Origin of the sequence: Kineosporia sp. NBRC 101677 (assembly GCF_030269265.1) — a bacterium.
In the GTDB taxonomy this organism is placed as follows: Bacteria; Actinomycetota; Actinomycetes; order Actinomycetales; family Kineosporiaceae; genus Kineosporia; species Kineosporia rhizophila.
In genome coordinates this window covers 87,719-106,801 of the sequence record NZ_BSTA01000015.1, presented here as the reverse complement: position 1 = coordinate 106,801, position 19,083 = coordinate 87,719, and the positions used below count along the sequence as shown (strand labels likewise).

Sequence of the window (19,083 nt, the reverse complement as noted above, 5' to 3'; positions counted from 1 at the left end):
TCGTCCCGCGCATCCCCCACCATGATCACGACCGTATGCGGCGATCAGCCGGGACGACAAGGCCCGGTCGAGCACGGTCCAGCGCGGTTCACCCGCGCCGGTCACCTCTCGTCGTCGGCGTTCCGGGCGTTGTCGTTGCCGCCTCCCCCGTCGCCCTCGTCCTGACCGCCGTCCTCGTCCTCGTCCTGATCGCCCCCGTCCCCGCCGTCCTCGCCGTCCTCCTCGTCGTTGCCGCCGGTGTTGGGCCCCGCGCTGATGTAGATGGTGATCGTCGAGCCGACGCTGGCCCGGCCCGAGGGATCCATCCGGGCCACCGTGCCGGCCGGCTGGTCGGAGGTCTCCAGCTCCGAGCCCTGACTGACCCCGAAGCCCGCGTCCTCCAGGCGGTCCCGGGCCTCGTCCGGGCTCATCCCGACCACCCACGGCACGTCGGCGGTGGGCACCTGGGTGAGCTTGGCGTCGGCCTTCGGGAACTCCTTGATCTTCTTGCCCTTGAGCGCGGCCGTCATGATCTCTTTCCAGATCGGTGCCGCGATGGTGCCGCCGTACACGTTGTAGTGGTAGTCGCCGTTGATGTAGATCCGACGCATCTCCTTGCGCTTGCCCTTGACCGTCTCCGGGCCGACCCAGACCGCGGTGGCCAGCTGCGGGGTGTAGCCGACGAACCAGCTGTCCTGCGAGTTGTTCGTGGTCCCGGTCTTGCCCGAGGCCGGCTGGCCGCTCTCCAGCGGCCCGGTGGAACTGGCCGTGCCGCCGGTGAACACCTTGCTCAGGCCCAGGGTGACGGTGTTGGCCACCTTGGCCTGCATGGTGCGCTTGCACTCGGGCTGCGGGACCGCGAGCTTCTTGCCGTTGCGGTCGGTGATCGAGGCGATCACCACCGGCTTGCAGTAGATCCCGCCCGAGGCGAACGTGGCGTAGGCGTTGGCCATGGTCAGCGGCGACTGACTGGCCACCCCGAGCACCACCGAGGGCACACAGCCGGGGATCTTCGTGGTCGTCTTCGGGTTCTTCACGTCCGAGCCGAGGTTGCCGGTGATGCACGGGTCGCGGGTGGTCTGGGCCTGGTGCATGCCCAGCTCCTCGGCGGTGTCGGCCACGTCGCACAGGTTGAGCTGCTGTTCCATCCGGGCGTAGGCGGTGTTGACCGACTGCGCGGTCGCGTTCATCACCGTCATGCTGCCGCCGCCCTCACCGTCGCTGGCGTTGTACACCGTCCAGGTACCGACCAGCGGGGTGTCCGCACACGTCTTGAAGCTGCTGTTGGCCGCCACGTAGGGGGCTGCCCCGCTGATGCTGGCGTTCAGCGACTTGCCCTCCTTCAGCCAGGCCGCCAGCACCACCGGCTTGAACGTCGACCCGGTCTGGAAGCCCGAGGAACCGCCGTAGTTGAAGTCGGTGGAGTAGTTGATCGTGGTGTTCTGCCGGCCCTTGCCGGGGTTGTAGTACTTGTTCTGGATCATCGACAGGACCTTGCCGCTGCCCGGCTCCACGGTGACCGTGGCGGTGGCGACCCGGCTGTCGTCCTTCGGGGGGATCGCGTCGATCGACGCCTTCCACGCGGTCTTGAGGATCTTCGGGTCGAGGTGGGTCTTGATCGTGTAGCCGCCCCGCTTGATCGCCATCGCCCGCTGTTCCTCGGTCTTGCCCAGGAACGCGAAGTCGGGGCTCTTGGTGAGCAGGTTGAACACGTAGTCGCAGTAGTAGGCCCGGATCCCCGAGTTGGCGCAGCCCTGGTAGGTCGGCGTGATGTCGGCCTTGAGCTTGGTCGCCACCGCCTTCGCGTGCGTCTCGGTGTCGATCATGCCCTGCTGGTACATCTTGTCCAGCACCGTGTTGCGCCGCTCCAGAGCGTCTTTCTGGCGTTTCTTGACCGCGATGTTGAACTGCGGCGGCGACTGCACCATGCCCGCCAGGGTGGCCGCCTGCGGCAGCGTGAGCTTGGCCGCGGTGGTGTTGAAGTAGTACTTCGAGGCCGCCTGGATCCCGTTGATCTGCCCGCCGAACCAGGCGATGTTCAGGTACGCCTCGAGGATCTCCTTCTTGGTCATCTTCTTCTCGAGCGCGGAGGCCAGCCGGATCTCCCGCATCTTGCGCTGGTTGGTCTGCTCCTGCGCCGCGTCGTAGGCCTCCATGTCGCCCTTGAGGTAGGCGGCCTGCTTGAGCATGTTCTTGACCAGCTGCTGGGTCAGCGTCGAGGCGCCCTGCGAGACGCCGCCGCTGATCTCGTTCACCACCAGCGCCCGGATCAGGCCCTTGGGGTCGACCCCGCCGTGCTCGTAGAACCGCTCGTCCTCGATCGCCACGATCGCGGTCTGCATGAACGGCGAGACCTGCTTGATGCCGACCAGTTCCCGGTTCTCGTCGTAGAACGTGGCCAGCAGCGAGCCGTCGGCCGCCAGCACCCGGGTGTTGGCCGCCATCTGCGACTGCTCCAGTTCGCTGGGCAGCTCGTTGAACGCGTCGATCGCGCTGGTGGCGGCCAGGCCGGACGCGCCGATCGCGGGGACCGCCAGGCCGGCCGCGAGGACGCCGGCCACCAGGCTGGTCACCACGAAGGCGCCGAGCAGACCCAGGACGTTTCGCGGAGAGGGTGCCGGCGACATGACCCAAGGTTAAACCGGCAGGCGCCACATCACCCGATCGGCGGGCGTGGCGCGCCCGGTTCTCGAAAGTCGTTCGCACGCCGACGAGGCCGGATCCGGACCGGGGTGAGCCGGTCCGGACCGCCTCGGCGAGCGGCTTGTCAGGATCATGATCATCGCGAGGTTCGCGACGACCCGACCGTTTGCACCGCATTCGTCCGCGGGTCCCGTCCCGTCCTGGGAATTACTTCCTACAGGCGCACTTCGGCGCGCAGCTCACCGACCACGATCCGGCGCAGGAGCCGGCGAGCCTGATGGCGACTGCGCAGCCGGTCCTGGCGCCGGTAGCGGTTCCACTCCTGGCCACCCCGGTCCAGCCGGTAGGGCGCGAACTGCTCACTGAGTCGCCAGCGGCAGCCGTGGGTTGCCCTCAGGCTCTTGGCGCTCACCTCGTCGGGCAGGGTGCACGGGCCGAAGCGGTGGTCGTGGTGCGGCACGCAGGTGTGCATGGGTGAGTCGGCCAGACGCACCCACGCCGGCCTGGTCTTGTCGGTCCTGCTCATGGCGGTCACCTTCCGGTTCCGCGACGCCCCGGACGGGGCCGTCGCTAGACCGGGTGCCGATGACGCATGTCAGACCTCCGTCAAGCCGGGTTCAGGACCGGGACCAGGGGTGCGGCGAAGAAGTCCCGCTCCAGTCTGGCCGACTTCTCGAACGCCTGCCACATGCTCTCCTGCACTTGCGGTGCGGCCGCCTCGGCCACCCGCTCGGTGATCGCCCGGGCCCGCTCGGCCGACTGCACGAACAGCGGGTCGGCGTAGGTGGCGATCCACTCGTGGTACGGGTTGGTCTCCGGTGCCGGGGCCAGGCGGGCCCCCACGTCGGCATACATCCAGTAGCAGGGCAGCACCGCGGCCACGCCCTGCTCGTACCCCTGCTCGACGGCCTGGCGAAGATGCGACAGGTACTCCTGCGTGCCCGGCGCGACCTCGACCTCACCGTCGGCCGACCAGGTGCGGTGCAGCTGCGTCTCGACGGTCAGGCAGGTGCTGGCCCCGGCCGCCCAGAACGCCCGCTCGCCCGGATCGCCGGTGAGCTGGGCCAGACGGAACAGCACCGAGGCGTAGCCCTCGAGGTAGAGCGCGTCCTGGGCCAGGTAGAACGCGAACGCCTCACGCGACAGGCTGCCGTCGGCCAGCCCGGTCAGGAACGGGTCGGTGTCGGTGGCCCGGCGCAGCTCGGCGGTGCGGGCCCACCACTCGCCGGTGATGCTGGTGCTGAGGCCCCCGCGTTCCCACAGCCCGGCGAAGTGACTCACCGGCCCGTGCCCCTGCCCCACCGCCAGCGCCTCACCGTGCCGCAGGCTCTCGGTGAGCCAGCGCTTGGAACGATCGATGCTGGTGAACCAGTCTCCGGTGGCCGCCTGCCAGGTGGCCACCGCCGAGGACAGTGAGCAGCCGGTGCCGTGGGTGGCCTGCGTGCGCACCCGGGCCGCGTCCAGCCTTCGCACCGGCACGGTGGCGCCGGCGTCGACCAGGGCGTCGCTGACCACGTCGCCGTTCAGGTGCCCGCCCTTGGCCAGCACCCGCACGCCCCACCGTTCGGAGACCGCCAGCGCCTGCCGGACCACCTCGTCCCACTCCTGAGCCACCTCGGCTCCGGAGAGCACGGCCAGCTCGGGCACGTTCGGGGTGACCAGCCCGGCCAGCGGCAGCATCTCGCGCAGGGCCTGCTCGGCGCCGGCGCCGAGCAGGCGGTCGCCGCTGGTGGCCACCATCACCGGATCGAGAACCACGACCGACGGACGCACGTGGTCCAGCCACGCGGTCACCTCACCGATCACTGCCTCCTCACCGAGCATGCCGATCTTGACCGCGTCGATCTCCACGTCGTCGCTGACCGCCTCCAGCTGCTCGCGCAGGAAGCTCACCGGCGGGGTGTGCACCGATCGCACGCCCCGGGTGTTCTGCGCGACCAGCGCGGTGACCACGGCCATGCCGTAGCCGCCGTTGGCCGCGATGCTCTTCAGGTCGGCCTGGACGCCGGCCCCACCCGTGGGGTCGGTGCCGGCGATCGAGAGAACTCGGGGAATCATTTCCACACCTCCGCGTAGGCGGCAGCCGCCGCGCGGGGATCGGCGGCCGCGCAGATTCCGCTGACCACCGCCACCCCGGACAGTGCGCTGCCGGCCAGGGCTGCCGCATCCTGAACCTTGATCCCGCCGATCGCCACCGCCGGCAGGGCCGAACGGGCCGCGCGCTCGCGCATGCCTTCGATCCCCAGGGGCGCGGGCGCGTCGGGCTTGGTGTCGGTGGCGCGCAGCACCCCGATACCTACGTAGTCGACCCGCGCCGGGCTGGCTGCTGCCGCCGCCAGCTGTTCCGGGTGCGCGGCGCTGAGCCCGAGCACCGCCTGCGGGCCGATCAGCTGCCGGACCAGAACAGCGGGCAGGTCCTCCTGGCCCACGTGGACCCCGGCGACCGGCGCCCCCTGCTCCCGGGCGGCCAGGTACACGTCGACCCGGTCGTTGACCAGCAGCGTGACGCCCTCCGGGACGACTTCGCCGACCTCCATCACCGTACGCAGGAAATCGCCCGCAGGACGCTCTTTCTCGCGCACCTGCACGGTGGTCACACCGCCCGCCACGGCCGCCGCGACCAGGTCGGGCAGCGTGTGCCCGGCCCGCTCGGCCAGCCCGGAATCGGTGACCAGGTAGAGACCGAGGTGGAGACCGAGGCCGGTCACGACACCCGGGCCAGGCGCTCGAGGTCGTCACCGTCGACCGAGGCCAGGGCGTCCAGGAAGGCGACCGCGAACGACCCCGGACCGGCCGCCACCTCGGCCGCCTTCTGCGCGGCCACCGTGTACACCAGCACCGCGGCCGTGGTGGCGGCCAAGCGGTCGGTCTCGACCGCGGCGAAGGCGGCCATCACGGCGCCCAGCGCACAACCGCCGCCGGTGACCTTCGTGAGCAGTTCGTGGCCGTTGGCCAGGCGCACGGTACGAGTGCCGTCGGTGATCAGGTCGACGGCGCCCGAGACCGCCACCACTCCCCCTGTGCCGGAGGCGATCTCAGCGGCCGCGACCTCGGCCGCGTCGACCGTCGCGGTGGCGTCCACCCCTCGTCCACCCGTCCCGGTTCCCGCCAGAGCGAGAATCTCCGAGGCGTTGCCCCGCACGATCGTCGGGCGCAGCTCGCGCAACTGGTGGGCCAGCGCCGTGCGCACGGGCAGCGCGCCGATCGCCACCGGATCGAGCACCCACGCAGTTCCGGCGGTGGCGGCGGCCTGCGCCGCCACCTCCATCGCGGCCCTGCGCCCGGCGTGCGGGGTGCCGAGATTGATCAGCAGCCCTCCGGCGACCTGCGCGAAAATACCCGATTCCTCGGGGATGTCGACCATCGCCGGAGCGGCCCCGACCGCCAGGAGGACGTTCGCGGTGAAGTTGACCACGACGTCGTTGGTGATGCACTGGACCAGCGGCGAGTGCTGCCTGACCCGGGCCAGCAACTCGACGGAACTCGGCACGACAACGGTGTTCACGGGCACGGCAAAATCCGGCATCCGCAGACATCCCTTCGCTAGTACGAACTAGATCAGGTTCAACGGGTTTCATCTCAGCCACCGATTGCGGGGCACCCCGTGTCTCTTAGCAGGACATTCTCATTTCCGGCCCGATCCGCGCAACACCCGCCTTTCGGCCTCAGGCCCCGGGAGGCGTTCCGGGGCACATCGGACACTGCGAAGATCGTTGCGGCGCAGGCAAAGCCCTCGGAGCGGCGGGGGTGGACACGACGGCCGCGCGGCGGGCGACACCGGCCCGCGTCGTGCGGTAACTTGCCCGGACGGGATCACACAACGTGATCAGCAAGGCCATCCTGGTGACACGGATCGAAGGGATGCGACACGCCAGGACGGCATGACCCATCCCCGGGGGACGCACGTGGAAGCAGGCACCGGCCTCCCCCTTCGCCCGCGCACGAGAACCAGCACCACAGAATCGGTCCGGGTCACCCGAACACCCGGCACCGACGTCCTCCAGGTGTTGCGCCGCCCGTCCGGCGGCCCCCGGATACCCCGGCAGAACCGGCGCCCTCAGACGCCGCACACCAACCGGCTGCCGGTCACCACTCCGGGCGCCGGTTTCCGCACCGACGTGCAGGGCCTGCGGGCGGTCGCCGTCCTGATGGTCCTGCTGTACCACACCGGTCTCGGGCCCAGCGGCGGCTTCCTCGGCGTCGACGTCTTCTTCGTCCTGTCCGGTTTCCTGATCACCGGCCTGCTGGTGCGCGAGCACCAGAAGACCGGCCGGATCTCGCTGACCGCGTTCTGGGCCAAGCGCGCCCGCCGGCTGCTGCCCGCCAGCGTCCTGGTGCTGCTCGTCACCTGCCTGACCGCACGCTGGTGGCTGCCCGCCTCCCGCTGGGAAAGCGTCGGGCAGGACGCCATCGCCTCGGCGGCCTATGCAATCAACTGGCGCCTGGCCGCCGGATCGGTCGACTACCTCAGCGAGGGCGCCGCCCCCAGCCCGCTGCAGCACTTCTGGTCGCTGGCCATCGAGGAGCAGTTCTACCTCGCCTGGCCCCTGCTGATCAGCCTGGTGCTGCTGGCCCGCACCAAGAAGGTCGCGATCGGCGTGATCAGCGCCGTGATCGCCGGCTCCCTGCTGCTGGCCCTGCTCACCTACTCACCCCAGACCTACTTCACCACCCACACCCGGGTCTGGGAGCTCGCGGCCGGCGCCCTGTGCGCGATCACCATGCCGCGGGCCCGCCGCCGGGCCCACGCCCGCGCAGCCACCCAGGGCCAGCGCTGGAGCCGCGCCCTGCTCGGCTGGAGCGGACTGGCCCTGATTCTCGGCGCCCTTTTCGTGGTGCGGCCGGAAACCATGTGGCCGGGCCCGCTCACCGTGGTGGTGGTCGTCGGCACGATGCTGATCCTGCGCTACGGCCTGGCCGCACAGGGCGCCCACCTGCTGCTGTCCAACCCCGCGCTGACCCGGATCGGCGACATCTCCTACTCGCTCTACCTCTGGCACTGGCCCTTGGTGGTGTTCGCCCAGGTCGACGGCGACCTGACCGTGGTCGAGGGCCTGGCCGTCGTGGCCATCAGCCTGGCCCTGGCCGCCGCCACCTATGCGCTGGTCGAGAATCCCGCCCGCACCGCCCGCTTCTGGGCCCCTACCGGGCTGGGCCTGGCCGGCGGTCTGACCCTGGCCCTGGTGGCCGCCGGTTCGGGAACGCTCCTGGCTCAGGCCCGCTCGGTGCAGGAAGCGGTGCACGCCGTGGGCGCGGCGGGCACCATCGAGGTGCAGCCGGCAGCCAAGGCCCTCACCCCGCGACCGGAGGAGGCCAAGAACGACAGCGGCGAGATCTACACGCGCGGCTGCCCGTCCAACTACGCCGACGCAACCGTCCGTCCTTGCGTGTTCGACTTCCGCGCCGGGCCGGACTCCCCCACCGTCGTGGCGGTCGGCGACTCCAAGATGGGCCAGTGGATCCCCGCGCTGGAGGAGATCGCCCGGCAGGAACGCTGGCAGCTGATCTCGATGACCAAGGCCGGCTGCGCCTTCTCCGACACCCGGCGATTCGAGAGCGGGGCGCTCTACACCTCCTGCATCGACTGGAACCAGGCGGTGCGCGATCAGGTCACCGCGATGGACCCGGACCTGCTGTTCACCACCCAACTGGAGACCTACCCGGTGTTCAAGAACGGGAAGGTGGTGCGCGGCGAGGTGAAGCGCCGCGAGATGATCCGCGGTCTGCGGGTGCGGCTGGCCGAGATGAAGCGGGCGGGCATCCCGGTGGTGACCTTCGCCGAGACCCCGCGGATGGCGATGGACGTGCCCGAGTGCGTCAGCCTCAACCTGAACACGCTGGCCAACTGCGCCAAGGACCGCGAGGAGGCACTGGCCGGGGAAGGCGTGGTCCGGACCGCCGCCCAGCGGGCCGGTGACCCGGTGCTCGACCTCAACGACCGTCTGTGCACCGACGAGCAGTGCCCCTCGGTGATCGGCGACGCCCTCATCTACCGCGACGACCACCACCTCACCGGCACCTACTCACGCACCCTGGCCCCGTTCGTCCGTACCCGGCTCGCCGAGGTGCTCAAACCTCGCCTGCTGCAGCGACTTCTGCCGCCGGAGAGCTGACCGCAAGCCTTTTTTCCGAGTCAATTGCCCGTTTGTACCCGTTCTGGCCAGCAGAACGGCGGGCAAACGTGTCTAATGTGACATGTGAATCTCAAGCGAACGGTAAATGGCCTACTGGTGCGCGCCACGGGGTACCAGCTGTCGCGGCCGGCCCCGGCGGCTCCGCGCGGGCTGAACAAGACGGTCACCCGCCTGGAGAAGGCGACCGCTCGCCTGGAACGCCTCGCCGGCTCTGCCTCCACCCCTGCCTCTGCTCCCGCCGCCCCGAAGAGCGCGAGCAAGGCCAAGCCGTTCCCCCGGGACTTCGACGACGAGATCAAGGACGTCATCACCGCGGTCCGCCCCTACACGATGACCAGCAACGACAAGCTGCACGCGCTGATCACCGCCACCCGGTACATCCGCGACCACCAGGTCCCGGGCGCCGTGGTGGAATGCGGTGTCTGGCGCGGTGGTTCGATGCACGCGGTGGCCCGCACCCTGACCGCCGGCGGCGATCAGTCCCGCGAGCTGTACCTGTTCGACACCTTCGAGGGCATGCCGCCGCCAGAGGAGAACGACGTGCGCACCGACGGCCGCACCGCGCAGGAACTGCTCGCCGAGGGCACCCGTGAGCAGACCATCTGGGCCTACGCCTCGCTGGAGGACGTGAAGGCCGGCTTCGAGACGGTGCCCTACCCGGCCGAGCGGGTGCACTTCGTGCCCGGCAAGGTGGAGGACACGGTGCCGCAGGAGGCTCCCGAGTCGATCGCCCTGCTGCGCCTGGACACCGACTGGTACTCCTCCACCCGCCACGAGCTGGAACACCTGTACCCGCGCCTGGTCTCCGGCGGGGTGCTCATCCTCGACGACTACGGCTGGTGGCAGGGGGCCCGGCAGGCCACCGACGAGTGGCTGCGGGACAACGGTTTCCAGCTGGCCCTGTGGCGGGCCGGCACCGGTCGCGTCGCGATCAAGCCCTAGTGCCCGGCTTCGCCTTCCCCCCGGGTCAGTACCTCGCCGTCACCTCCCGCCTGGCCCTGGGCCGGGGTGGGCAGACGGCGATGTTCCTGCTGCGCAACCGGCTCTTCGCCGAGCAGGCCGGGATCACGCCCACCCTGCTGTCTTTCGACGACCAGCCCGACTACCCGCACATCCGCGCGGAACTCGCGGCCGCTGGGCAGATCGCCCCGAGCACGGTGATCCTGAACCTGTTCGAATGGCTGCGCAACGAGCCACCGCCCCTGGCCCCGGATCAGGCTCCCCCACTGCCCGATCCGGTGGACCTGGACCGCACCGACCAGCCGCATCCGGACGGCACGGTGCATCTGAGTTCGTACTCCAAGGGCACGGCGGTGATGACCGACTACCGGCGGGCCGACGGCAGCGTCTATCTGCGCCGCAGTTCGCAGGGTCTGCTGCTGGCCGACCGGAACAACCGGGTGGTGCGTCGGTTCGGCGGGCTGGGCGCCCTGCGCCGGTGGTGGGTCACCGGCCTGTTCGACCCCGACCCCTCGACGCCCGTCTTCGTCGTCTCCGACAGCCGTTTCGCCCTGCGCCACCTGGTTCCGCTGGCCCATCAGGAACAGGTACGGCTGATCCATGTGGTGCACAACATCCACGTTCTCGAGCCGTACCACCCGGATTCGGAGCCGCATCCCACCCATCTGCCGGTGCTCGAGGCCATTCCTCAGCTCTCGGCCCTGGTCACCCTGACCGAACGGCAGCGTGAGGACATCGTCCGGCGCTTCGACACCGCCGACAACGTTTACGTCATCCCGAATCCGGTGACCGAACCCTCCGTCGGAGACGAAAAGGCCAGGCAAGCGCAACGGTTCGTCATGATCGGGCGGCTGGAACGACAGAAACAGATTGAGGACGCTGTACGCGCCTTCGCCACGGTGGTCGCCGAGGAGCCGGGGGCCACTCTGGACATCTACGGCGAGGGCAGCCTTCGGGAGGAGTTGCAGAACCAATTACGGACGAGTGGTCTCGAGCACGCAGTTCGGCTGCGGGGTTACGACGCGGCGGCCAAGGAGCAACTGCACACCGCCACCGCGCTCCTGCTGACCAGCCGGTTCGAGGGCTACCCGCTGGTGGTGCTGGAGGCCCTGGCCCGGGGGTGCCCGGTGATCGCCTACGACATCGCCTACGGTCCGCGGGAACAGATGCGATCAGCCGGTTTTCTGGTGCGCCCGGGTGACACCGGCGAACTGGCCGACCAGATGCTGCGGCTCGTGCGCGACCCGGATCTGCTGGCCCGGCTGAGCACGGCGGCCCGGGCCGAGGCCGGAACCCACTCGGTGCAGCAGTATCTGCGCGACTGGCAGACACTGCTGCACCGGGTGGCCTCAGAGGAACATGGCCAGGAGGGCGACGACGATCAGGGTGCCGATGATGCTGACGGCGATCGAGCCGAGGCAGCCGAGGCGGTTGGAGAAGAAGAAGAACATGACTGATCGCCTCCGGGGGAAGAGAAGCTGACTGGTTGCTGAGCTGCTCAGGGTCGGGGGTCGTGGCGTGTCCAGGGCCGGCTGTCACGCCGCACCCCCATCGCCGCGGCACAGCGTGGGCACACCTCGGCCACCGCGTCGGCGTGCGCCCCGGTGGCCGGGTCGGCGTCGGCCCAGGAGACGTGCGGGAAGCGACTGAGCCGCGACCGGCTCAGCGCCAGCCCGCACAACGTCTGGTTCATCCCCTGCCGCCAGCCGTGCACCTCACCCGAGGGACGCCGGACTCCGTCCGGGTCCACCCAGGTGCCGGTCGCTGCTACGGCAGTGCTCTGCTTGCCGATGACCGCCCACTCCTCAGCACTTGCCGGGACAGGCCAGGCCTGGTGCTCAACCCCGCTGTCCCACTGCGCCCCAATCTAGTCAGCCCCGCCCGTCCCGCCAGTCGCGACCTCCCGGCCTACGGCTTGCGGGCCACGCCTGCCCAGTACCAGGCCGACTGCGGGTCCTCCACCGGGCCGTCGGGCCGCCAGGCGCGCACCGGCACCAGCCCCGGCTCGATCAGCTCCCAGTCGCCGAAGAACTGCTCGACCTCGGCCTTGGCCCGCGGCACGAAGGTCATGCCCGAGGCCCGCGCCGACTCGGTGACCTCGTTCACCACCGGCGGGTCGAAGTCGGCCGTGGGATGAGTGATGGCCAAGTAGCTGCCGGACGGCAGGGCCTCGCGCAGCTTGGCCACCGAGCCCTGCACGTCCTCCCGGTCGTCGATCAGCATCAGCACCGCGATCAGCATCAGCGCGACCGGCCGCTCGAGGTCGAGCTGGGCCCGCAGCTCCGGATCGGCCAGGATCGCCTCCGGCCGCCGCACGTCCGCGGCGATGTAGGCGACCTGCCCCACCTCGTTGCTGATCATCAGCGCCCGGGCGTGCGCCAGCACCACCGGGTCGTTGTCGGCGTAGACCACGTGCGCGTCCGGCGCCACCGACTGCGCGGTCTCGTGCAGGTTGGGGCTCGTGGGGATGCCGGTGCCGATGTCCAGGAACTGGCGCACCCCCTCGGCCGCCAGGGCGTGCGTGGCCCGGTTGACGAAGTCCCGGTTGGCCCGCGCCATCTCCCGCATCGAGGGGATCTTCTGCAGGAAGAAGTCGGCCAGCTCGCGGTCGGCCGCGTAGTTGTCCTTGCCGCCGAGCCAGTAGTCGTACATCCGGGCCGAGTTCGGGATCAGGTGGTCCGGATGGACGGCCTGGCGGGTGGCATCCGCCGGTGGCTGACCCGGCTGCCCCGGCTCGCTCGGCTGGTCGGACTTCTCTGGCTCGGTCACGGTTCCCCTCCCGATCCGCGCCCGGACTGCACAGCCCGGCGCCTTTGTCGCTTCTGTGCGGGTTCAGGCTAGCGGCGACGACCGGCCACGACGAGTCCCGACGAGCCCGTCGAGCTCCGCGTGTGACCCCTGAGCGACAATCAGCTCCGTGAAACAGCGCTGGCTGGGCCGAGGCGCCTTCGCCCCCACGAACGACACCACGGTGGCGGTCGACGTGGCCGACTCCTGGCTGGTCGACGAGGGTCGCTGCCGCGGGCTGGACCTGCACCGCGAGCGCTTCACCCGCTCCTGCGCCCACCCCGACGCCGGCCTCTTCTTCGACGACGTGCTCCCCTTGCTCCCCCGTACCGGCCGCTGGTTCCCCCGCATCGAGTTCCACCAGGGCGAGTTCCGGGCCTGGGTCAGGCCCGCCCCACCCCCCTCGTCCTCCGTGTCGCTCTGGTTCCCCGACCGCCCTGACCCTCGCAAACGTCCTTTAGTTAAAGGACCCGACCTGGAGACCCTGCTGAAGCTGCGTGCGCAGGGCGGCGACGGCACCGAGGCGGTGCTCGTGTCACCGGAGGGGTGGGTGCGGGAGGGGGCGCTGAGCTCGCTGATGTGGTGGCGGGGCGATGTGCTGTGCGGGCCGCCGGACGGGCCGGGGCTGCTGCCGAGTGTTACTCGTGCGCTGGTGCTGCGGATTGCTGCCCGGCGGGGGCAGAAGGTGGTGTTCGAGCAGGTTGGGGTGAGGGCGCTGGACGGGCTGGTGTGCTGGTCGATGAGTGCTCTGCACGGGATCCGGTCGGCTGGTCCGGTCGGTTCGATCGATGGCCGGCGGCAGTCGTGGCAGGAGGAGCTGCTCGGGCTGGCCAAGTAGCGGACCGCGCCGCCATTCACGGCACCGACCGGATCCGTCCCACCAGCACCGATCCGAGCACGCTGATCGCCGCCGCCAGCCCGAACACCCCGGCATAACCCAGCTCGAGCGCCAGCACGGCCGCCGCCAGGGCCGGGGCCAGCACCTGCGGCAGGGCCGCGGCGATGTTGATGACGCCCAGATCCTTCGCGCGGTCGTCGGCCGCGGGCAGCACCTGGGTGATCAGTGCGAAGTCGACGGCGGTGTACGCGCCGAACCCGATGCCCAGCAGCACCGCCCCCACCCAGGCCGCCGCCAGCGTGGGCACCAGGGCGAACAGCAGCAGCGCGGCCGCCGTGACCAGGCCCGACCAGATCACGAAAACCTTGCGCCGGCCGACCTTGTCGGACCAGTAGCCACCGGCGAAGGCGGTGACCACAGTGCAGGCGCCGTAGACCGCGGTCAGGGCGAACACCGCCCCTTCGGCCTCGTCCTCGGCCAGGCCCACCGCGTCTTCCAGGTAGAAGAGCAGGTAGAGGATGAGCAGCGCGTTGCCCAGGTTCATCAGGAACCGGGTGAGCCAGGCCCAGGCGAAGTCGGGGTGCTCACGCGGCGACACCCAGAACGCAGACCAATTCAAGGACGCCGGTGGCCGGGACTGCGGGACGTCGCGGGAATTGAGGGCGTAGGGCACGGTGGTGATCAGGAGCACCGCCGCCAGCGTGAGATACCCGGCGGCAATGCTCCCGGTGGCCGCGGCGATGCCGGAACCGGCCACCACGCCCAGGGTCTGGGCCACGGCCAGGGCGCCGCCGACGGTACCCCGCTCGTGCACCGGCACCTGGTCGGGCACGGTGGCGGTGATCGCGGCCAGCATGGCGTTCAGGCCGGCCTGGGCCAGCGCCCAGGCCAGGACCATCTGCCCGACGCTGTCGGCCTGAGCCAGGAGCACCATCGACACGGCGCCCGCAGCGGCCCCGCCGAGCACCCACGGCAGCCGACGTCCCAGGCGCAGCGTGGTGCGATCGGAAAGCGCGCCCCAGAACGGGTTCAGGACGGTGGAGACCGCCGCCCCCACACCGGTCACCAGGGACAGCGCCGATTCCTTGTGCTCGGGGGCCAGCACCTCGGCCTGCTGGGCGAGCAGCACCTGGATCGGCCCGAAGAAACCCGACCACAGACCGATGCTGGCCAGGAAGAGCCCACCCACCCACAGGCGCGGGACCCGCTCGAGTTGTGTGCTCACGCCCGGCCTTCACGGTGCGCCCGCACCAGGTCCGCGTACCAACTGAACGAGCGTTTGGGAGTGCGCACGAGCGTCTCAAAATCGATGTGCACCAGCCCGAACCGCTGGGTGTACCCGTGCGCCCACTCGAAGTTGTCCATCAGCGACCAGCAGTAGTACCCCCGCACGTCCACCCCCTGAGCCACCGCTTCCTCGACCGCCCGCAGATGGGCCTGGAGGTAGTCGATGCGGGCCTGATCGTCGACGACTCCCTGCTCGTCGGGCGCGTCGGGATAGGAGCAGCCGTTCTCGGTGATGACGACCGGCGGGATGCCCGGGTAGCGGGCGTGCAGGTCGAGCAACAGCTCGGTGAGCCCTTCGGGGACCACCGGCCAGCCGAAACCCGTTGTCGGGTAGCCGCTCAGCTCCGCGTAGTCGAACGGCAGCGGCGAGCCCGGGGCGGCCGCCCGCACACCCATCGGGTTGTAGTAGTTCACACCGTAGAAGTCGAGCGGCTGCCCGATCAGCTCCAGGTCCTCGGCCACCGGGCCGGGCATCCCCTCGCCCAGGCCCTCGGGATAGCGGCCGAGCAGGATCGGGTCGGCGAACAGCCGGTTCCAGAGCAGGTCGAGGAACCGGGCGGCGACCCGGTCGGCCTCGGACCGGCCGAGCGCGCGCACCGGGAAGTGGTTGGTGGCCGTACCGATCCCGGTGGCTCCGGCCGTGCGCAGCGCCTGCACCGCCAGACCGTGCCCGAGCAACGCGTGGTGCACCGCGGGAAGCGCCTCGAACAGCAGGTTCTTCCCAGGGGCCAGCTCTCCGAGCGCATACCCCTGCAACGTCATCACGTTCGGCTCGTTCACCGGGCACCAGGAGGCCACCCGGTCGGCCAGGCACCCGGCGACCACCGACGCGTACTCACCGAAGCGGTAGGCCGTGTCGCGACTGAGCCAGCCCCCCTCGTCCTCAAGTTCCTGAGGCAGGTCCCAGTGGTAGAGCGTGGCCATCGGCCGGATGCCCGCCTCCAGCAGCGCGTCGACCAGCCGGTCGTAGAAGGCCAGCCCCTGGGCATTGACCGGGCCCCGGCCCCCCGGCTGGATCCGCGGCCAGGCGATCGAGAAGCGGTAGCCGCCGGCGCCGAGCCGCTTCAGCAGCGCCACGTCCTCGGCCGGCCGGTCGTAGTGACCGCAGGCGACCGCGCCGCTGCTGCCGTCGGCGATCCGGCCGGGCTCGGCGCAGAAGGTGTCCCAGATGCTCGGGCCCCGGCCGTCCGCCGTGGCCGCCCCCTCGATCTGATAGGCGGCCGTACTCGTTCCGAAGACGAAGTCCCGCGGCAGGTTCACGGACCCGACCCCCACTCCTGTGCCGGAAAGATCCGATATTCGCAGAAGCGGGGGCTCAGGCACCAGATGTCGCGCGACCGTAGAGCTACACCTCCAGGGCCGGCGGCCGGACCCCCAGTGCGGTCTGGACGAACAGGTCGAACACCCGGCCGCCGGAACTGAGCCCGGCCGTCTCCTCGTGCACGATCTGCTCGACCAGGGCCCGGGCCACCAGCTCCTCGCGCACCCACTGCCACACCAGGTGGGCGGAGTTCTGCGCGGCGAGCGGGTCTTCGGCCGCGCCACCGCCGAGCCGGAGGTTCAGGTGATGCACCACCTCGGCCACACTCGCCCGCACCCCGGGCTCACCGATCAGCATCAGAACTGCTCCTGCTCGGTCGAGCCGGCCAGCGCGGTGGTCTCCCCGGCCGGGTTGATCGCGGTGCTGACCAGGTCGAACCAGCCGGTGCCGACCTCCCGCTGGTGCTTGGTTGCGGTGTAACCGCGCTCCTCCGAGGCGAACTCGCGCTCCTGCAGCTCGACGTAGGCGCTCATCCCGGTCTCCGCGTACCCCTGGGCCAGGGTGAACATGGAGTGGTTGAGCGCATGGAAGCCGGCCAGGGTGATGAACTGGAACTTGTACCCCATGTGCCCGAGCTCGCGCTGGAACTTGGCGATGGTGTCGTCGTCCAGGTGCCGCCGCCAGTTGAACGAGGGCGAGCAGTTGTAGGCCAGCATCTGGTCGGGGTAGCGCGCCTTGATCCCCTCGGCGAAGGCCCGCGCCACCTCCAGGTCGGGCTTGGACGTCTCCATCCACAACAGCTCGGCGTGAGGCGCGTAGGCCAGGCCCCGGGCGATGCACGGTTCCAGGCCGCCGCGCACCCGGTAGAAGCCCTCGGCGGTGCGCTCGCCGGTGACGAAGGGCCGGTCCCGCTCGTCGATGTCACTGGTGATCAGGGTGGCCGCCTGGGCGTCGGTGCGGGCCACGATCAGCGAGGGCACCCCGGCCAGGTCGGCGGCCAGGCGGGCGGCGTTCAGGGTGCGCACGTGCTGCCCGGTCGGCACCAGCACCTTGCCGCCCAGGTGCCCGCACTTCTTCTCCGAGGCCAGCTGGTCCTCCCAGTGCACCCCGGCCGCACCGGCCGCGATCATCCCCCGCATCAGCTCGAACGCGTTCAGCGGCCCACCGAAGCCGGCCTCGGCGTCGGCCACGATCGGCACCAGCCAGTCCACGTCGCCGCCCCCTTCGCTGTGCGCGATCTGGTCAGCCCGCAGCAGCGCGTTGTTGATCCGGCGCACCACCTTGGGCACCGAGTCGGCCGGGTACAGACTCTGGTCGGGGTAGGTCTGGCCGGCCTGGTTGGCGTCGGCCGCGACCTGCCAGCCGGACAGGTAGATCGCCTTCAGCCCGGCCCGCACCTGCTGCACCGCCTGGTTGCCGGTGAGCGCGCCGAGGGCGGCCACGTAGTCCTCGCTGTGTAGCGAGCGCCACAACTTCTCGGCCCCGAGCCGGGCCAGGGTGTGCTCCTCGAACACGCTGCCACGCAGCCGCACCACGTCCTGGGCCGAGTAGGTGCGCTCGACGCCCTTCCAGCGCTCGTCCGTCTTCCACTGCTGCGCAAGCTGTTCCGCGTTCGTCATGGCCGCCTCCTGATCGGGTTCCCTCCACCCTGACAGCCGCCCGGCCGGCCCGCGAGGGCCCCAATCGGCCAAGTCCGGCCAACTTTTCGCCGCCGTCTGCGAAGTTGCGGATTTTCGGGGTGGGTATCGTTCGCCGATGGAGAAGACGTTCGCCGGGCCGCGCCTGCGTCAGCTGATCGCCGATCGCCGGCTCAGTCAGGTCGATGTGGCCCGTCTGCTGGAGATCTCCCCCAGCTACCTGAACCAGCTGCTGCACAACCAGCGCCCGCTCACCGTGCCGGTCCTGCTGCGGCTGACCGAGGTGTTCGGGGTGGACGCCGGGTTCTTCGCCGGCGACGACACCACCCGGCTGACCGCCGAACTGCGGGACGCGTTCGCCGACCTGGGCGCCCCGACCGGCGAGGTGGGCGAGCTGGCCCGGCATTTCCCGGACAGCGCCCGTGCGATCACCCTGCTGCACCACCGCTACCGGCAGGCCACCGAACAGCTGGCATCGTTGTCAGGCGACCGCGAACTGCCCACTGCCACACCGATGCCGCACGAGGAGGTGCGAACCTTCTTCTACCGCCACAAGAATCACTTCGCCGTGCTCGACCAGGCCGCGGAGAAACTGGCCGGGCTGATCGGCCTGCCCTCGGCCCGGGCGCTGGAACCGCTGACCCGGCGACTGGCCCACCACGGCATCCGGATCGGCACGCTGCCCGAGACCGACGCGCACCTGCACCGGTTCGACACAGGGCCGAACGTGCTGCACCTGTCGGAACGGCTGGACGCCGGCCAGCAGGCGTTCCGGCTGGCCGGTCACCTCGCCTTCACCGAGCACGAGCAGGAACTCTCGGCCCTGACCGCCGAGATCGCCAACCCCGAGGTGCGGGCCCTGACCCGGATCGGCCTGTCCAGCTACTTCGCCGCCGCCCTGCTCCTGCCCTACGGCGACTTCCTCGCCACCAGCGAGCGTTTCCGCTACGACGTGGAGCGACTGGCCCGGCACTACGGGGTCGGCTTCGAGACGGTGTGCCACCGGTTGTCCACCCTTCAGCGTCCCCGTGCCCGCGGCGTGCCGTTCTCGTTCATCCGGGTGGACCGCGCCGGGAACATGTCGAAACACCAGTCGGCCAGCGGTTTCCACTTCACCCGGACCGGCGGCACCTGCCCGCTGTGGAGCATCTACGAGGCCTTCGCCGCCCCCGGCCAGGTGCTGCGCCAGATCGCGGTGATGCCGGACGGGCGGCACTACTTCTGGATCGCCCGCACGGTGATCCACCGCCCGCACCGCTACGGCGCGACCGGCAAGACCTTCGTGATCGGCCTGGGCTGCGAACTGCGGCACGCCGGGCGCCTGGTCTACTCGGCCGGCCTGGACCTGTCCGACCGGGTGGCGGCCGTGCCGATCGGGCCGGGGTGCCGCACCTGCGCGCGCGACGACTGCGCCCAACGGGCGGTGCCCCAGGTGGGCAAGCGCCTGGCGATCGAGGAGAGCAGCGGCCGGCTCGCGCCCTACCCGGTGGCCCCGGAGACGACGTTCGGCCGGGGTCGTCAGTAACTGCCCGACCCGGTCCGGCCCGAGAGCCGTTG

General features: G+C 70.5%; 15 protein-coding genes, 1 pseudogene and 1 riboswitch. Of the genes and pseudogenes, 5 read left to right on the top strand and 11 right to left on the bottom strand.

Annotation, left to right across the window (positions count from 1 at the left end):
- Nucleotides 1-101 precede the first annotated feature (101 nt).
- From QSK18_RS32145 to thiM, 5 genes are all read right to left on the bottom strand, one after another.
- Nucleotides 102-2,606, bottom strand: a complete 2,505-nt coding sequence (locus tag QSK18_RS32145; protein ID WP_232813329.1) for a penicillin-binding protein — start codon at nt 2,604-2,606, stop codon at nt 102-104.
- A 230-nt stretch (nt 2,607-2,836) separates the two neighbouring features.
- A complete protein-coding gene (locus QSK18_RS32140; RefSeq protein WP_232813328.1) occupies nt 2,837-3,148 on the bottom strand; it encodes a hypothetical protein in 312 nt (103 codons plus the stop codon).
- An 80-nt stretch (nt 3,149-3,228) separates the two neighbouring features.
- Nucleotides 3,229-4,680: a bifunctional hydroxymethylpyrimidine kinase/phosphomethylpyrimidine kinase gene (gene thiD / locus QSK18_RS32135; protein WP_232813327.1), complete on the bottom strand. Its 1,452-nt coding sequence runs from the start codon at nt 4,678-4,680 to the stop codon at nt 3,229-3,231.
- Nucleotides 4,677-5,330 (bottom strand): thiamine phosphate synthase, encoded by a 654-nt coding sequence (gene thiE / locus QSK18_RS32130; RefSeq protein WP_285626982.1) that lies wholly within the window; start codon nt 5,328-5,330, stop codon nt 4,677-4,679. The genes thiD and thiE overlap by 4 nt, the downstream gene beginning before the upstream one ends.
- The gene (gene thiM / locus QSK18_RS32125; RefSeq protein WP_232813325.1) at nt 5,327-6,148 is read right to left on the bottom strand and encodes a hydroxyethylthiazole kinase; all 822 of its coding nucleotides are present in this window, start codon (nt 6,146-6,148) and stop codon (nt 5,327-5,329) included. Before thiM ends, thiE begins: the two co-directional genes overlap by 4 nt.
- Nucleotides 6,141-6,237, bottom strand: a riboswitch (TPP riboswitch). Its footprint overlaps the gene before it by 8 nt.
- Nucleotides 6,238-6,626: 389 nt before the next feature.
- On the opposite strand from thiM, the gene QSK18_RS32120 reads away from it, so the two are divergent.
- The 3 genes and pseudogenes from QSK18_RS32120 to QSK18_RS32110 all read left to right on the top strand — a co-directional run.
- A complete protein-coding gene (locus tag QSK18_RS32120; RefSeq protein ID WP_285626978.1) occupies nt 6,627-8,735 on the top strand; it encodes an acyltransferase family protein in 2,109 nt (702 codons plus the stop codon).
- Between the two features lie 117 nt (nt 8,736-8,852).
- Nucleotides 8,853-9,698 carry a TylF/MycF/NovP-related O-methyltransferase gene (locus QSK18_RS32115; protein WP_285626975.1) on the top strand — a complete coding sequence of 282 codons (846 nt, stop codon included), beginning with the start codon at nt 8,853-8,855 and terminating at the stop codon, nt 9,696-9,698.
- Nucleotides 9,699-9,778: 80 nt separating this feature from the next.
- Nucleotides 9,779-10,984 (top strand): annotated as a pseudogene (locus QSK18_RS32110) (glycosyltransferase); the annotation flags it as partial.
- 230 nt (nt 10,985-11,214) lie between these two features.
- Here QSK18_RS32110 and QSK18_RS32105 read toward each other — a convergent pair.
- Together QSK18_RS32105 and QSK18_RS32100 are read right to left on the bottom strand one after the other, a co-directional pair.
- Nucleotides 11,215-11,466, bottom strand: a complete 252-nt coding sequence (locus QSK18_RS32105; protein WP_232813321.1) for a hypothetical protein — start codon at nt 11,464-11,466, stop codon at nt 11,215-11,217.
- 158 nt (nt 11,467-11,624) lie between these two features.
- Nucleotides 11,625-12,386 carry an SAM-dependent methyltransferase gene (locus tag QSK18_RS32100; RefSeq protein WP_352396703.1) on the bottom strand — a complete coding sequence of 254 codons (762 nt, stop codon included), beginning with the start codon at nt 12,384-12,386 and terminating at the stop codon, nt 11,625-11,627.
- A gap of 247 nt (nt 12,387-12,633) precedes the next feature.
- On the opposite strand from QSK18_RS32100, the gene QSK18_RS32095 reads away from it, so the two are divergent.
- Complete coding sequence (locus tag QSK18_RS32095; RefSeq protein ID WP_285626965.1) at nt 12,634-13,341, top strand: aminotransferase class IV; 708 nt, start codon at nt 12,634-12,636, stop codon at nt 13,339-13,341.
- 16 nt (nt 13,342-13,357) lie between these two features.
- Here the strand turns inward: QSK18_RS32095 and QSK18_RS32090 are convergent, their stop codons facing one another.
- The 4 genes from QSK18_RS32090 to aceA all read right to left on the bottom strand — a co-directional run bounded on the left by QSK18_RS32090 (nt 13,358) and on the right by aceA (nt 17,508).
- On the bottom strand, nt 13,358-14,566 hold the full coding sequence (locus QSK18_RS32090) for an MFS transporter (RefSeq protein WP_285626963.1): 1,209 nt from the start codon (nt 14,564-14,566) through the stop codon (nt 13,358-13,360).
- Nucleotides 14,563-15,888, bottom strand: coding sequence for a GH1 family beta-glucosidase (locus QSK18_RS32085; RefSeq protein ID WP_232813316.1), 1,326 nt, complete (start codon nt 15,886-15,888; stop codon nt 14,563-14,565). Before QSK18_RS32085 ends, QSK18_RS32090 begins: the two co-directional genes overlap by 4 nt.
- A gap of 85 nt (nt 15,889-15,973) precedes the next feature.
- Entirely contained in the window at nt 15,974-16,246 is a 273-nt protein-coding gene (locus tag QSK18_RS32080; RefSeq protein WP_232813315.1) for a hypothetical protein, read from the bottom strand.
- Nucleotides 16,246-17,508, bottom strand: coding sequence for an isocitrate lyase (gene aceA / locus QSK18_RS32075; RefSeq protein ID WP_285626958.1), 1,263 nt, complete (start codon nt 17,506-17,508; stop codon nt 16,246-16,248). Before aceA ends, QSK18_RS32080 begins: the two co-directional genes overlap by 1 nt.
- Before the next feature lie 136 nt (nt 17,509-17,644).
- Here aceA and QSK18_RS32070 point away from each other — a divergent pair, with 136 nt between their 5' ends.
- A complete protein-coding gene (locus tag QSK18_RS32070; RefSeq protein WP_232813313.1) occupies nt 17,645-19,051 on the top strand; it encodes a short-chain fatty acyl-CoA regulator family protein in 1,407 nt (468 codons plus the stop codon).
- Nucleotides 19,052-19,083: the final 32 nt, after the last annotated feature.